Here is a 12,688-nt window from a genome sequence, read left to right on the forward strand (position 1 = left end):
CCGTCCGGCAGCGCGATCGGCGCGGCCCCGAAGCCCGGGAGCACCCCGATCAGCCCCGGGCGCGGCCGGCCCCCGCGCCCCCACCGCCACCCCGCCACCGCCGTACCGGCCAGCACCGCGGCGACCACCCCGCCCCACAGCCCGGCGGCCAGCCAGCCGACCGCGAACGCCACCGGCGGCACCGTGGCGTCGACCGCGCCCTGCCGCCCGCCGAGCAGGTCGGCCAGCGACTCCGGCCGGTCCCCGGACGGCCGCTCCGGCTCCGGCATGCTGGTCACACGCCACCTCCTCCCGTCGCGTCCCCAACCTAACGCCACGGTCGTGGCGCTCCGACGAGCGCCCGGCCCGGCCTACCGTTAAGTTGTCCGGGTGCGCGAGACGGCGAGGGGTTGGACGGCGGTCTGGTTGGTCGTACTGGCGCTGGCCCAGACGGCCGCGTTCCTGGTGGTGTGGCGCTTCGCCGTGCACACCGAGCTCGGCCAGTGGCTCGACACCGTCGCGCTGACCGGCAACCGGATCGGCCAGGACCGCATCGACGGGCCGGTGGACCGCATCCTCAACGCCATGTCGGTGGTGTCGCTGCTGGCGGTCACCGCCATGATCGGCTTCATCGCGCTGATCCGCGGCCGCAAGGCGCTCGCCGTCACCGCCACGCTGCTCATCGCCGGCGCCAACGTCAGCACCCAACTGCTCAAGCGCTACCTGGAGCGTCCCGACTACGGCATCGACCCGGAGCGGGCCGCGGCCGGCAACAGCCTGCCCAGCGGACACACCGCCGTCGCGGCGTCCGTGGCGATCGCGCTGATCCTGGTGCTGCCGCCGAAGCTGCGGGTGGCCGGCGCGTTCCTCGGCGCCGGCTACGCGGCCGCCGCCGGGGTGGCCACGCTCTCCGCTGGCTGGCACCGGCCCAGCGACGCCGTCGCCGCGTTCCTCGTGGTCGGCGCCTGGGCCGCGCTCGCCGGCCTGGTGCTCCTGTTCTTCCAGCGGGAACAGGCCGTGGTCTCCCCGGCCGACGCGCACCGGGGCGCCGCCGCGGTGCTCGGCCTCGCCGGCGCCGTCGCCCTGGTCGTCTCCGCGCTCGCCCTGTCCTGGCTGGTCGACCGCTCCACCATCCCGGTCGAGGAACTCACCCGCCGTCCGCTCTTCATCGGGTACGCGGGCAGCGCGGCCGGCATTGCCGGCACGGTCGCCGTGGTGGCCGCGCTGGTCCTCGCGGTGGTGCACCGACTGGTGCCCCGATGGAAGGGCTGACCGGCCGGGATCCCCGGCCGGTCCCCGGAGCGGGTCAGCGGTAGTAGGTGCCGACGGTGGTGCCGCTGGCGATCTCCCGGCCCTTGAGCGCGCGGTGCACGTCGGTGGCCTGCGGCGCGCCGGACAGGTCCAGCGGCCGGTTCAGCGCGTAGAGGCGGAAGAAGTAGCGGTGGGCCTCCTCACCCCGCGGCGGCAGGGGCCCGCTCCAGCCGGTCTCGCCGAAGCTGTTCGGCCACTCCCGGCCGCCCGGCGGTATCCCGCCCTCGGGCACCTCACCGGTCTGCGGGGAGATCCCCGTGACCAGCCAGTGCACGAACGGCTCCTTGCCCGCGTCCGGGTCCTCGACGAGCAGGACCAGCTCCTCGGTGGAGTCCGGCACGTCCGACCACTGCAGCGGCGGTGACAGGTTGTCGCCGTCCTTGGCGAACCGCCCGGGCAGCAGGTCGTGGTCGGTGAACGCGGTGCTGCGCAGCATGATGCCGGCCATTCGGCGCCCCCTCTCCTCGTCCACCGGCGCGTACCCGGCGGGTGGGCGACGAAACGGCGGCGGCACGGCCAGCGGCCGAGGAGAGGGGCGCGGTCAGGAGCCGAGGTAGCGCAGGATCGCGAGGATCCGGCGGCTGTAGCCGGTGGCGTGGGTGAGGTCGAGCTTGTCGAAGATGGTGTTGACATGTTTCTCGATCGCGCTCTGCGAGACGTGCAGGCGTTCGGCGATGGCGGCGTTGGTGTGCCCCTGGGCCATGTGGTGCAGGACGTCCCGCTCGCGCGTGGTGAGGCGGTTGAGTGGGTCGGTGTGGCTGGTGGCGGAGATGAGCTGCCGGACGACCTCGGGATCGAGCGCGGTGGAGCCGGCGGCGACGCGGTCGAGGGCGTCGAGGAAGTCCTCGACCTGGGCGACGCGGTCCTTCAGGACGTAGCCGACGCCTTCGGACCGGTCGGCGAGGAGCTTCGCGGCGTAGCGCCGCTCGACGTACTGGGAGAGGACCAGTACGGCGATCTCCGGCCAGCGGCGGCGGATCTCCAGCGCCGCCCGGAGCCCGTCATCGGTGTTGGTGGGCGGCATGCGGACGTCGGTGACGACGACGTCGGGGCGGTGCTGCTCGACGGCGGCGACGAGCCGGTCGGCGTCCGCGACGGCGGCGACCACCTGGTGTCCCTCGTCGGTGAGGAGGCGGACCAGCCCTTCGCGGAGCAGGGTGGAGTCTTCGGCCAGGGCTACGCGCACGGCAGCTCGGCCCGGATCGTCGTCGGGCCGCCGGGCGGGCTGTGCAGTTCGAACCGCCCGTCCAGCGCGGTGACGCGGCGGGCGAGCCCCTGCAGGCCGCTGCCGTGCGGGTCGGCGCCGCCGATGCCGTCGTCGCACACCCGTATCTCGACTCCTGCGTCCCGCGCCTCGATCCCGATGGTGATCATGGTAGCTCCCGCGTGTTTGGTGCTGTTGGTGATCGCTTCACAGGCGACGAAGTAGAGCACGGTCTCGATCGGCCGGGCCGGCCGGACGGGCACGTCGTAGCTGATCTTCACGGGGATCGCCGACCGCTGCGCCACCATGTTCAGCACCTCGTCCAGGGTGGTGTGCTCGAGCGCCGACGGATAGACCCGCCAGGCCACGTCCCGCAGCTCTTCGATGGCGCGCTGGGTGTCCTCGTGCGCCTGCACGAGGAGTTCGCGTGCCCGGTCGGGGTCGCGGCTGCGACGCGCCCGTCCGAGCAGCATGCCGAGTGCCACGAGGTGTTGCTGCAGCCCGTCGTGGAGGTCGCGTTCGATGCGCTGACGTTCCGCGTCGACCGCGGCCAGCACGCCGGCCCGGCTGACGGTGAGTTCGGTGATGCGCAGCTGCAACGCCTCGCGGCTGTGGGATTCGAGCAGCCAGCGGGCCAGCCACCGGTCCAGCGCCGCCACGCTGACCGCCGCCTGCAGGTTCAGCAGCAGCAGGGCCGCTCCGATGAACCCCTGGAGCAGGAAGTCGGCAGTGGACATGGTGCCCGCGACGAACGAGCCCACCACGATGGCGGCGAGCGCGACACCGACCGCGAGCAGGCCGGCGGTGAGCAGGCCGAGCGCCGCCGGCAGCAGCCGAGCAGCCAGGTAGCCGAGTACGCGTGGCCCGCTCGCCCGGAGCGGTGGCGGCGGTGGATCCGATGCGGCGACCGCGAGGCGGTGCCGCTCCCACTCGGTGATGCGCCGGGCGTACCGGAGGATGGTGGCGCCGAGCCGGCGCCGGGCCGCGGGCACCGGTGCGACCGCGACCACGGCCAGCCCGGCGAGGAGCAGGAACAGCGCCTCGGCCGCGGCGGTGAGGACGCCGAGCGCCACGCCCACCAGCGGGCGGCTCCACCGGACCACGGCGCCGACGCCACCGTGCACTGCGTGCCCTGCCACCACGCCGTCCCTCCCAGCTTGCGACGTCCCGGATCCCGGTCGTCCCGGCGACCGCGGCCGCCCACCGACCCTCTCGCTACCGGTTACCGGGAGCCATGACGACCGGCTTCCGACCGGCGGGGGGTGCCGTACAGGGTGCCTCGGACGGCGTGGGCCGGGCGATCCGCCCCGCGCTCCCCGTGTGATCCGACACGTGCGTCCGACCCGTACGGCTCGGGCGTGCCAGGTGCCTGCTCGTCGTCAACCGCCGAACGTCTCCGCCATAGCCCGATCAGGCGCGACACCACGAAGAACGCCACGACGAGCGCGCAGACCACGATGATCACGTTCTGGAACGTCCCGACGTACGGCTCGACGGCACGCCAGTTCTCCCCGAGCACATAACCGGCCATGACGAAGACGGTGTTCCAGACCAGGCTGCCCAACGTCGTGTAGAGCAGGAACGTGCCGAACGGCATCCGCTCCACACCGGCCGGAATCGAGATCAGGCTTCGGAAGATCGGAATCATCCGCCCGAGGAAGACGGTCTTCACCCCGTGTCGGGCGAACCACGCCTCCGTCCGGTCGAGGTCACTCAGCTTGATCAGCGGCAGCCGCGCCGCGATCGCGCGCACCCGGTCCCGTCCGAGCGCCACGCCGACGGCGTACAGCGTCACCGCGCCCACCACCGAGCCGATCGTGGTCCAGACGATGGCGGCGAACAGGTTCATCCTGCCCTGACTGGCGGTGAAGCCCGCCAGCGGCAGGATCACCTCGCTGGGGATCGGCGGGAACAGGTTCTCCAACGCGACCGCCAGCCCGGCCCCGGGCGCGCCGAGCCGTTCCACCAGGTCGGTCACCAACCCGACCAGGCCGCCCGACGGCGGATCAGCCTCCTGAGTCAAGGAGCCGGTATGTGTCGCCGCGTTCCACAAGAAGATCATGCCCATGACGCTAGGAACTCGCCGCGGCCCGGACCATGGGGTCGACCGCCGACTCCGGACGGTCGACCCCAGCAGGCAGGGTGTGGAAAACCGCACCCGGTTGGACTTCCATTCGCTGCGCCACGCCGGAGGTGCGACGGTGCGGGCTAGACGTCCGAGTCGATCGGTCGGGGTGCCCGCGCGGCCGCGGCGATCCGTTCCAGTGCCGCCGCGTGGGTCACAAACGCTTTCCGGCCGTGTGGGGTGAGCCGTGCCAGGGTGCGCCGCCCGCCCGTCCCCGGCTGTTTGCGTACCTCGATGTAGCCGTGCGCCGCGAGCGCGGACAGTTGCTTGGACAGGGCCGAGTCGCTTGTGCCGATCGCGTCCCGGAGGAAGCCGAACTCGGTCCAGCTTGCGGGCGCCAGCAGCGCGACGATCGTCAACCGCGCGGGGACGTGCAGGAACTCGTCGAAATCGCTGTCCATCAGCTCTGCCGGTGCGTCCGCTGTGCCAGCGCCTCGGCGCCCCGGCAGACCGGACCGGCCAGCACCAGGCAGGCCACCGCCCCGACCCCGGCCGCGACCAGGTGCGGGGTCGGCAGTCCGGCCGCCCGGGCGGCCGTCGCCACGCCCTGGAGCACCGCGGTGAGGGCGATCCCGGCGGCGACCCCTCCGAGCAGCTCGCCGGAACTGGGCTTCCTGAGGACCGGCGCCCGGCGCACATGGACGAAAGCCAGCACCGCCAGCAGCGCGACCACCGGGAACAGCATCGCGCCGTTCCAAGGATTGGGCAGGTCGAACGAGGCGTAGGAGAGGAGCACGACCGACGCCAGGACGGCCAGGTGGAAGGGGGAGGAGTTGTGCCGCGCCTCCGCGGCGCGGGACTGCTCATGCCGCTTCCGGATGTCGTCGAGCGCCGCTTGGGCGTCGTCAGGAGTCATCAACCTTCCGCCTCTCCCAGGAGCCGTACTTTCCTTTGAGGAAAGTACGCGGTTCTTTCCTGTGAGGCAAGTACCCCGCGGCGTGCTCGACCGGTCGGGCAGGCATGCTCCGAGGCGCGGGCCGCCGGGTGGGCACTCGACCGGGCTCATCCGCCCGGCGTACCGTCCCGTAGTCGGCAGTTCGATCTTGGATCGAACTCGCGCTCTCGGAAGACGCGCTCCGGCCGGTGGCTCAACAGGGGTGGGAAGGCGGGTCGGGCGGATGGACACGGTACGGGCGGCGTTCCGCGACGAGTGCGCACGGCTGGAAGGGGTGCTGCGCGACCTCGACGCGGCAGACCTGGACCGGCCCACGCCCTGCCCGCCCTGGGCGGTGCGGGACCTGCTCGCCCACGTGCGCACGGGCGCCGGGCGGCTGGCCGGCATGCTCGCGGCGCCGGCTTCCGAGCGCGCCGAGGTGGACGCCGCCGGTTACTTCGGGGCGGCCAAGTTCGCGCCCGAGGTCGACCGGGAGCGGATCGACGGCGCCCGGCGGGAGGCGCGGGAGCTTCCCGGCGTACCCGAGGTGGCGGAGGGCTTCGCGCGGGCCTGGCGGGCCGCCGACGCGGCGGTGGCCGCCGCGCCGCCGGGGCGGCTGGTCCGCACCCGGCACGGCGACGCGATGACGCTGGGCGAGTTCCTGCGTACCCGGGTGGTGGAGGTCGCGGTGCACGGCCTGGACCTGGCCGACGCGCTGGACCGGCAGCCCTGGCTGACCCCGACCGCGGCGGCGGTGGTGGCCGACCTGCTGGCCGGCGGACCCGTCCCCGACGGGCTCGGCTGGGACGCGCTCACCCTGGTGCGCAAGGCCACCGGCCGGGTGCCGCTGACCGTCGCGGAGCGGGCGGAGCTGGCCCGGACCGGCTTCCGCTGGCTCTCCTTCGGCGCCTGACCGGCGGCGATCAGGCGCCGGCGGCCGGCGTGGTGGTGCGGCGCAGGTGGTCCAGGACGACCGGGTCGATCCGGCCGGGGACGATGCGTTCCTCCAGGTTCTCGACGCCGGCCCAGGCGTCGAGCGCCTCCTCGAGCCCGGCGGCGCCGACGGGGTGGCCGGCGGCGGCCAGCAGCGCCGCGACCTCGTCGGCGACCGGGCCGGTGAGATCGAGCAGGGTGGCCGGGTCGGGCTTGCCGAAGAGCAGGGTGTGGATGTCGAGCAGGCGCCCCAGCTCGCCGACCGGGTCGCGGTGGTCGTCGACCCGCAGGTCGACCAGCTCGTCGCCGGTGCCGGCGTAGCCGCCGTGCCGCCGGACGACGAACAGGGCGGCGCTCTGCCGGCCCCGCCGGTCGCCGCCGGCGCGGTCACCGGCGGCCAGGGCGGCCAGCAGCCGCTGCGGGAACGGCAGGCCGGCCCCGCCGAGCCAGGAGTCCCGGAGCGCGTCGATGACCTCCGGGCCGGCCAGGATGTTGCCCTGTGCCGCCCAGCCGTCGCCGGACTGGCCGCCCGCCCAGGGGTGGCAGCGCGGCCCGGTCCAGGTGGCGCCGTCGCCGGTCATCCCGACCACGCCGAGTTGCCGGTCGTCGCGGCCCGGGTCGGCGGCGATCAGGCCGGCCACCACGTCGGCCGCGGGCACGCCGGTGCGCAGCATGGTGAGCCCCTGCGCGCGGTACGCCAGGTTGGCGTGGGCCTGGCTGGCGAGCGCGCCGACCTCCGCCTCGGCGGCCGGCACGAGCGCCCCGGCGGCGAGGAACTTGCTGGCTACGGCGATGCCGTGCACGAGGCCATCGGCGGAGCGGGCGACGATCGAGAAGGTCACCCGCGGATGTTAGCGCCGGGTCGGGGGCGCAGACGGCCTCGACGGGGGTCGTGGTCAGAACGGCGGGGCTGCCTCCTCGGGCGGGTGGCCCCAGGCGCGGCGGGCGTCGGCGATCGCCACTGCGAGCAGCACCAGCGGGGCGGCGATCGCCGCGGCTAACGGCGTGGCGACGGCCGCGGTCAGGGACCCCACGGGCTTGAGCACCGGCATGAGCAGCACCAGGACGAGGACGGCCACCCACCGGGACGGGGACACCCGGCCGAACACCTCGTACTCGAAGCGCGCCCGCCCGAGCGGGAAGACCGCCGGGCGCCGAGGATCGTGGCGACCCAGCCGACCTGGTTGTGCCCGGTCGGGTGTTCGCTGACCAGCTCGTAGCCGATCGCGGTGGCCACCACGCCGATGATCATGATGAGGTGGGTGTCGGCGGCCGAGCGGCCGATGGTGGCCGGGTGCGCGGCCCTGGTCACGGCCTCGCCCAGGATCTGCCCGGCCCGCTGCACGTAGATCCGCCAGAACAGCACCGAGGTGAGCAGCGCGGCGGCGAAGGCGGCGGTACGGGTGGCGCCGGTCGGGGTCCGGCTGTAGGCCAGCCCGGCGATGAGGATCGTCTCCCCGAGCGCGACCAGGAAGATCTGCTGGTACCGCTCGGCCAGGTGCTCCCCGTGGATGTCCCACCGGGAGACGGTCGACCGGCCCAGCCCGTGCACGGGCCAGCCGGCCCGGTTCGCCAGATACTCGACCAGGAGCGCGAGCGTCCAGAGCGTCACCCGGGGGTCGGTGGGCAGCAGCGCACCGGTCAGCCAGAGCACCCCGGTGACGCTGAAGGTGATCAGCATGCGCAGCTGCAGCCGGCGGTACTGGAGCTGGCGCAGCACCATCAGCAGGATCGCGGGCCGGCTGACCTGCACCACCACGTACGCGACGGCGAACGGCAGCCCGGTGCTGGTGAAGGCGCGGGGGATCGCCACCGCCATCACCATGCTGCCGACCAGCGCGATGATCACGATGACCTGGAGCCAGATGTGGTACGGGTCGTAGCGGCTGGTGGTCCAGGCGGTGCCCTGCCAGATCGCCCAGAGCGCGAGGAACAGCAGGAGGGTCTTGCCGCCGCCGGTCACCGCCGTCCAGGCGGTCTTGCCCCCTTCCAGCGCCAGGTCCTCGAAGGTGCGCGCGGAGATCCGGGTCAGCGCGAAGACGAACACGAGGTCGAAGAAGAGTTCCAGGAACGTCGCCCGGCTCGGCCCGTGCGCGGGGCGGAGGGCGGCCGGTTCGGGAGTCTTCACCGCGGCCTCCCGCCCTCGGACCACCCCATCTGGCGTTCGTAACACTCTTTTCCGGGCCGGGTACGGCGGATCGGGCATATCGCGTCCCCCGCTCGGCGAGTCCGGCGCGGCGCCGGGCCGGGAGCCGCCGGTCGGGATCTTGCCCCCGGCGACGGCGACCGGGCACGATCGACCGGTGACGAATCGATGGGGCATGACCGTGCCGCTGGCCGGCGTCACGCTCGCCGACCACGCGGCGGTCTACGCGGCGCTCGACCGGGCCGGCTTCACCGACGTCTGGTCGTCGGAGGTCGCCGGGACCGACGCGTTCACCCCGCTGGCGCTCGCCGCCGCCTGGCAACCGCGGCTGCGCCTCGGCACCGCGATCGCCCCGGTCTTCACCCGGGGGCCCGGGCTGCTCGCCATGAGCGCCGCCGCGCTCGCCGAGGCCGCGCCGGGCCGCTTCGCGCTGGGCATCGGCGCCTCGTCACCGGTGCTCGTGCGGGACTGGAACGCGGTGCGCTTCGACGAGCCGTTCCAACGGACCCGGGACGTGCTGCGCTTCCTGCGCGCCGCGCTGCGCGGGGAGACCGTCGACGAGGTGTACGACACCTTCACCGTCCGGCGGTTCACGCTGGAACGACCGCCGGCCGTGCCGCCGCCGGTGCTGCTGGCCGCCCTGCGCCCCGGCATGCTGCGGCTCGCCGCCGCTGAGGCCGACGGGGTGATCCTCAACTGGCTGGCCGCCGACGACGTGCCGACCGTCCTGGCCGAACTCGGCGAGCGCCGCCCCGGCTTCGAGGTCGCCGCCCGGATCTTCGTCTGCCCCACCGAGGACGCCGCGTACGCCCGCGCCCTCGGCCGCCGGCTGATCACCGGCTACCTCACCGTGCCGGCGTACGCGGCCTTCCACCGCTGGCTCGGCCGGCAGGACAGCCTCGGCCCGATGTGGGAGGCGTGGGCGGCCGGTGACCGGCGGGGCGCCTCGGCGGCGGTGCCCGACGAGGTGGTCGACGCGCTGATCCTGCACGGCCCGCCCGAGGAGTGCGCCGCCCGGGCCCGCCGGTACGCCGACCACGGCGTCGACGTGCCCGTACTGGCGCTGCTGCCCACCCCGGAGCTGACCGCCGGCGGCGCGGCGGCCTGGACCGGGCTGATCCCACGGCTCGGCGCGACCGGAGGGGAGGCCGGCTGAGATGAACCTGACCGATCGGGTGGCCGTGATCACCGGCGGCGCGGGCGGCATCGGGGCGGCACTCGGCCGCCGGTTCGCCGCCGAGGGCGCCGCCGCCGTCGTCCTGGCCGATCTGGACGCCGAGGCGGCGCGCGCGGTGGCCGGGGGCATCGGCCCGGTGGCGCACGGCGTCGGACTCGACGTCACCGACGAGGCGCAGGTGCGGGCGCTGGTCGACGAGACCGAGCGCCGCTACGGGCGCATCGACCTGTTCTGCGCCAACGCCGGAGTGGCCACCGGCGGAGGAGTGGAGGCGACCGACGCCGACTGGGACCGGGCCTGGCGGGTCAACGTGCTGGGACACGTGCACAGCGCCCGGGCGGCGCTGCCGGCCATGCTCCGCCGCGGCCAGGGCTACCTGCTGTTCACCTGCTCCGCAGCGGGCGTGCTGACCGCCGTGGGCGACGCCCCGTACACGGCGACGAAGCACGCGGCGGTCGGCCTCGCCGAGTGGCTGGCCATCACCTACCGGGACGCCGGCGTCCGGGTCAGCGCGCTCTGCCCGCAGGGCGTCGACACCCCGATGCTCGCCGGCGGCCTGGCCGAGGGGCACCTGGGCGCCCGGGTGATCGCCGCCTCCGGCGCGGTGCTCACCCCCGACCAGGTCGCCGACGCCACCATCGCCGGGCTGGCCGAGGAACGGTTCCTCATCCTGCCGCACCCGGAGGTCGCCGCCTACGCCCGCCGCCGCGCCGAGGACCCCGACGGCTGGCAGGCCGGGCTGCGCAAACTCGTCCGCAAGCTGAGCGCCGCGGATCGGTAGTGTCGCCGACGTGATCGCCGCCCGGGCCGACTGGATCTTTGCCATCCTGACCTCGGGTGCGCGGCGACAGCCCCGGTCTCCACTCCCGCTCCGCTACGCGGGCATGCCCTAGCATGCGGATGTGTGCCGGTACGCCGAGACCATCTACAAGGTCCACTACGTGTGTGTGCCGTGCCGTCGCAGTCACAAGTACGCCTGGGATGGCGCGACGCACCCCTGTACCTCATGCCGACAGCCGATGATCTTCGCGGGGCACGACTTCGCGGCGCCGCGAAGGCGGAACGACTCCGGGTGGGCCGCGGTTGCGGCTGTCCTGGGGGCGGGGCTGCGCTACGAGGGTTTCGAGATGTGCGGATGTTCACGGGAGCCGAAGTTCCGGCCACGGACGCGCGCCCAGGTCCGGATGCGGCGGCGGGCCGCCGGCCGCCTCGGGTTGTCAGAGGCTGAGGCACTCGCTGCTCGGGATCCCTACGACCTGGCTTGACATCAGGGTGTTCGCCCGACTGAAAAGCCGCCAGGACCGTTCATCGGTCAGCGGCGCCAGCGCAGTGGGCCGGGATGGACGGTCCACAGGAGGCGACGCCAGCGGGAGCGGGTGGCCCGCAGGGCGGTGACGTAGACGGTGGCGAGGGCCGCCGCCCGGTGGGCCTGCGCCGGCGTGGCCGTGCCGGGGGCGAACGCCACCTGGTTGAGCATCGCGGCCAGCTCGTCCACCTCACCATCCACCGAGACCTGCCCGGTCTGCGCCTCGGCGAGGGTACGCCGGGCGAACACGGCGACCTCCGCCGCCGCGAGATCCGTGCCGACCGGGTGCCCGGCGAGCCGTAGCGCGTCGGTGAGCTCCCGCCAGGCGCCCGCGATCCGGCCGCCGGGGTCACCGTCGGTCAACCGGCGGCGGGTCAGGTTGCGGCGCAGCGTCGCCAGGGTCAGCAGCAGCGCCCCGACCAGCAGCACCAGGGCCCCGGCGCCGCCGCCGACGAGCACCGGCGTACCCGGTCCGCCCTGGCCGTCGCGCCGGGCCGGGCCGGCCGCGGCCGGTGGTGTGGCCGTGGGTTCCACAGTCGGCGCGGGCACCTCCGACGGGGGCGGGTCCTCCGGCTTCGGCCGGAAGTCCTCTTCAACCGGGCGCGGTTCCTCGTCCGGGCGCGGCATCGGGTCGAACGGCACCCAGCCGACGCCGTCGAACAGCGCCTCCGGCCAGGCGTACGCGTCCGCGGCCCGGACCGGGCCGTCCGCCTTCGGCTCGAAGCCGACCACCACCCGGGTGGGCAGGCCGGCCAGCCGGCCCAGCACTGCGAACGATGCCGCGAACTGCTCGGAGGTGCCCCGCTGCCCGCCGCCGTTACGCGGTCCGAAGAGGAAGAACGCCAGGTTCGGGTACGCGTGCCCGCTCGGCGCGTCCGCGGTCACCCGGTAGTGCTCGGCCAGGAAGTCCGCGATCGCGGTGGCCCGGGCGTACGGAGCGCCGTTCTCCTCGGCGAGCTGGGTGGCCAGCCGGCGCACCTGCTCCGGCGCGCCGTCGGGCACCCGGAGCACCCGGGCCACCGCGTCGCCGGCCGGGACGTTCGCCGTGGCGAGCAGGTTGACGTCCGGCCGCTCCCGGACCGAGGCGACCGTGTACCGCAGCCCCGGCGCCAGCCCCTCCGGCCGGATCAGCGTCCCGGTCGCCGGGTCGTACGCCACCCGCGCGCCGGTCACCTCGCGCGGCGTCGGCACCGCGGGCAGCAGCCGCCCGGTCAGGTCCGCAACGGTGATCTCCTGGCGGACCGGCTCCGTGGCGGTGCCCGGCACGGGATCGGTGGCCGGCAGGATCCGCCCGGCGTTGCGGTACGTCGCGCCCACCCGCCAGGTCACCCCGTCGTAGTCGCTGAGCACCGCCAGGCGGATCCGCGGCGCCTGCGCCGCGCCGCCCTCGGTGCGCACGTCGAGCAGCTTCTGGTCCGGGTTCAGCGCCCACCCGGAGATCCGGATCAGCGGGTTCTCGTCCAGCGACTCCACCTGCGGCGGCTCGACGTAGCGGCGCGGGTCGACCGGCCGGTCGTCGACCTGACCGGCCACCACCGGGGCGAGCAGCGCAGCGAGGGCCACCACCACGGCCACGCCGGCCGCCCCGGCGGCGAGCAGCCGCAGCCGCACGGCCGCGCGCACCGCCGGGGCC

15 protein-coding genes are annotated in these 12,688 nt (G+C 74.6%); 4 read left to right on the forward strand and 11 right to left on the reverse strand.

Translation table 11 applies throughout. The features are described 5' to 3' along the window. Positions 1 to 269 (reverse strand): DUF3159 domain-containing protein (locus B0E53_RS25095; RefSeq protein ID WP_146167755.1); only part of this gene is annotated, 269 nt, incomplete at its 3' end. A 100-nt stretch (positions 270 to 369) separates the two neighbouring features. Here B0E53_RS25095 and B0E53_RS25100 point away from each other — a divergent pair. Next, complete coding sequence (locus B0E53_RS25100) at positions 370 to 1,251, forward strand: phosphatase PAP2 family protein (protein WP_107078302.1); 882 nt, start codon at positions 370 to 372, stop codon at positions 1,249 to 1,251. 34 nt (positions 1,252 to 1,285) lie between these two features. On the opposite strand, the gene B0E53_RS25105 is transcribed toward B0E53_RS25100, so the two are convergent. The 6 genes from B0E53_RS25105 to B0E53_RS37835 all read right to left on the reverse strand — a co-directional run bounded on the left by B0E53_RS25105 (position 1,286) and on the right by B0E53_RS37835 (position 5,475). Beyond that, positions 1,286 to 1,738: a YbhB/YbcL family Raf kinase inhibitor-like protein gene (locus B0E53_RS25105; RefSeq protein WP_107078303.1), complete on the reverse strand. Its 453-nt coding sequence runs from the start codon at positions 1,736 to 1,738 to the stop codon at positions 1,286 to 1,288. A 93-nt stretch (positions 1,739 to 1,831) separates the two neighbouring features. Beyond that, on the reverse strand, positions 1,832 to 2,476 hold the full coding sequence (locus tag B0E53_RS25110) for a response regulator transcription factor (RefSeq protein WP_107078304.1): 645 nt from the start codon (positions 2,474 to 2,476) through the stop codon (positions 1,832 to 1,834). Next, positions 2,467 to 3,633 (reverse strand): histidine kinase, encoded by a 1,167-nt coding sequence (locus B0E53_RS25115; protein WP_246835577.1) that lies wholly within the window; start codon positions 3,631 to 3,633, stop codon positions 2,467 to 2,469. Before B0E53_RS25115 ends, B0E53_RS25110 begins: the two co-directional genes overlap by 10 nt. A gap of 83 nt (positions 3,634 to 3,716) precedes the next feature. Further along, positions 3,717 to 4,556, reverse strand: a complete 840-nt coding sequence (locus tag B0E53_RS25120; RefSeq protein ID WP_107078311.1) for a DedA family protein — start codon at positions 4,554 to 4,556, stop codon at positions 3,717 to 3,719. Between the two features lie 146 nt (positions 4,557 to 4,702). Then, complete coding sequence (locus tag B0E53_RS25125) at positions 4,703 to 5,020, reverse strand: transcriptional regulator (protein WP_107078312.1); 318 nt, start codon at positions 5,018 to 5,020, stop codon at positions 4,703 to 4,705. Beyond that, entirely contained in the window at positions 5,020 to 5,475 is a 456-nt protein-coding gene (locus tag B0E53_RS37835; RefSeq protein ID WP_168215400.1) for a hypothetical protein, read from the reverse strand. Before B0E53_RS37835 ends, B0E53_RS25125 begins: the two co-directional genes overlap by 1 nt. A gap of 262 nt (positions 5,476 to 5,737) precedes the next feature. On the opposite strand from B0E53_RS37835, the gene B0E53_RS25130 reads away from it, so the two are divergent. Then, positions 5,738 to 6,406: a maleylpyruvate isomerase N-terminal domain-containing protein gene (locus tag B0E53_RS25130; RefSeq protein ID WP_107078305.1), complete on the forward strand. Its 669-nt coding sequence runs from the start codon at positions 5,738 to 5,740 to the stop codon at positions 6,404 to 6,406. 10 nt (positions 6,407 to 6,416) lie between these two features. On the opposite strand, the gene B0E53_RS25135 is transcribed toward B0E53_RS25130, so the two are convergent. The 3 genes from B0E53_RS25135 to B0E53_RS25140 are packed head-to-tail and all read right to left on the reverse strand — an operon-like array spanning position 6,417 to position 8,554. Next, the gene (locus B0E53_RS25135) at positions 6,417 to 7,268 is read right to left on the reverse strand and encodes a DUF1028 domain-containing protein (protein ID WP_107078306.1); all 852 of its coding nucleotides are present in this window, start codon (positions 7,266 to 7,268) and stop codon (positions 6,417 to 6,419) included. Positions 7,269 to 7,322: 54 nt separating this feature from the next. After that, complete coding sequence (locus tag B0E53_RS39620) at positions 7,323 to 7,460, reverse strand: hypothetical protein (RefSeq protein WP_246835578.1); 138 nt, start codon at positions 7,458 to 7,460, stop codon at positions 7,323 to 7,325. After that, positions 7,448 to 8,554 (reverse strand): low temperature requirement protein A, encoded by a 1,107-nt coding sequence (locus B0E53_RS25140; RefSeq protein ID WP_246835579.1) that lies wholly within the window; start codon positions 8,552 to 8,554, stop codon positions 7,448 to 7,450. Before B0E53_RS25140 ends, B0E53_RS39620 begins: the two co-directional genes overlap by 13 nt. 193 nt (positions 8,555 to 8,747) lie before the next feature. On the opposite strand from B0E53_RS25140, the gene B0E53_RS25145 reads away from it, so the two are divergent. Both B0E53_RS25145 and B0E53_RS25150 read left to right on the forward strand, forming a co-directional pair. Further along, complete coding sequence (locus B0E53_RS25145; RefSeq protein ID WP_107078307.1) at positions 8,748 to 9,728, forward strand: LLM class F420-dependent oxidoreductase; 981 nt, start codon at positions 8,748 to 8,750, stop codon at positions 9,726 to 9,728. 1 nt (position 9,729) lies between these two features. Beyond that, positions 9,730 to 10,530 carry an SDR family oxidoreductase gene (locus B0E53_RS25150; RefSeq protein ID WP_107078308.1) on the forward strand — a complete coding sequence of 267 codons (801 nt, stop codon included), beginning with the start codon at positions 9,730 to 9,732 and terminating at the stop codon, positions 10,528 to 10,530. A 531-nt stretch (positions 10,531 to 11,061) separates the two neighbouring features. Here the strand turns inward: B0E53_RS25150 and B0E53_RS25160 are convergent. Next, positions 11,062 to 12,688 (reverse strand): DUF3488 and transglutaminase-like domain-containing protein (locus B0E53_RS25160; RefSeq protein WP_107078313.1); only part of this gene is annotated, 1,627 nt, incomplete at its 5' end.

The sequence above is a fragment of the Micromonospora sp. MH33 genome, assembly GCF_003013775.1.
GTDB classification, from domain to species: Bacteria; Actinomycetota; Actinomycetes; order Mycobacteriales; family Micromonosporaceae; genus Micromonospora; species Micromonospora fulviviridis.

Excerpts from the sequence above, each read along its gene's own strand:
- B0E53_RS25105 (WP_107078303.1), bottom strand. The coding sequence starts at position 1,738 with ATGGCCGGCATCATGCTGCGCAGCACCGCGTTCACCGACCACGACCTG.
- B0E53_RS25120 (WP_107078311.1), bottom strand. The coding sequence starts at position 4,556 with ATGATCTTCTTGTGGAACGCGGCGACACATACCGGCTCCTTGACTCAG.
- B0E53_RS25125 (WP_107078312.1), bottom strand. The coding sequence starts at position 5,020 with ATGGACAGCGATTTCGACGAGTTCCTGCACGTCCCCGCGCGGTTGACG.
- B0E53_RS37835 (WP_168215400.1), bottom strand. The coding sequence starts at position 5,475 with ATGACTCCTGACGACGCCCAAGCGGCGCTCGACGACATCCGGAAGCGG.
- B0E53_RS25130 (WP_107078305.1), top strand. The coding sequence starts at position 5,738 with ATGGACACGGTACGGGCGGCGTTCCGCGACGAGTGCGCACGGCTGGAA.
- B0E53_RS25145 (WP_107078307.1), top strand. The coding sequence starts at position 8,748 with ATGACCGTGCCGCTGGCCGGCGTCACGCTCGCCGACCACGCGGCGGTC.
- B0E53_RS25150 (WP_107078308.1), top strand. The coding sequence starts at position 9,730 with ATGAACCTGACCGATCGGGTGGCCGTGATCACCGGCGGCGCGGGCGGC.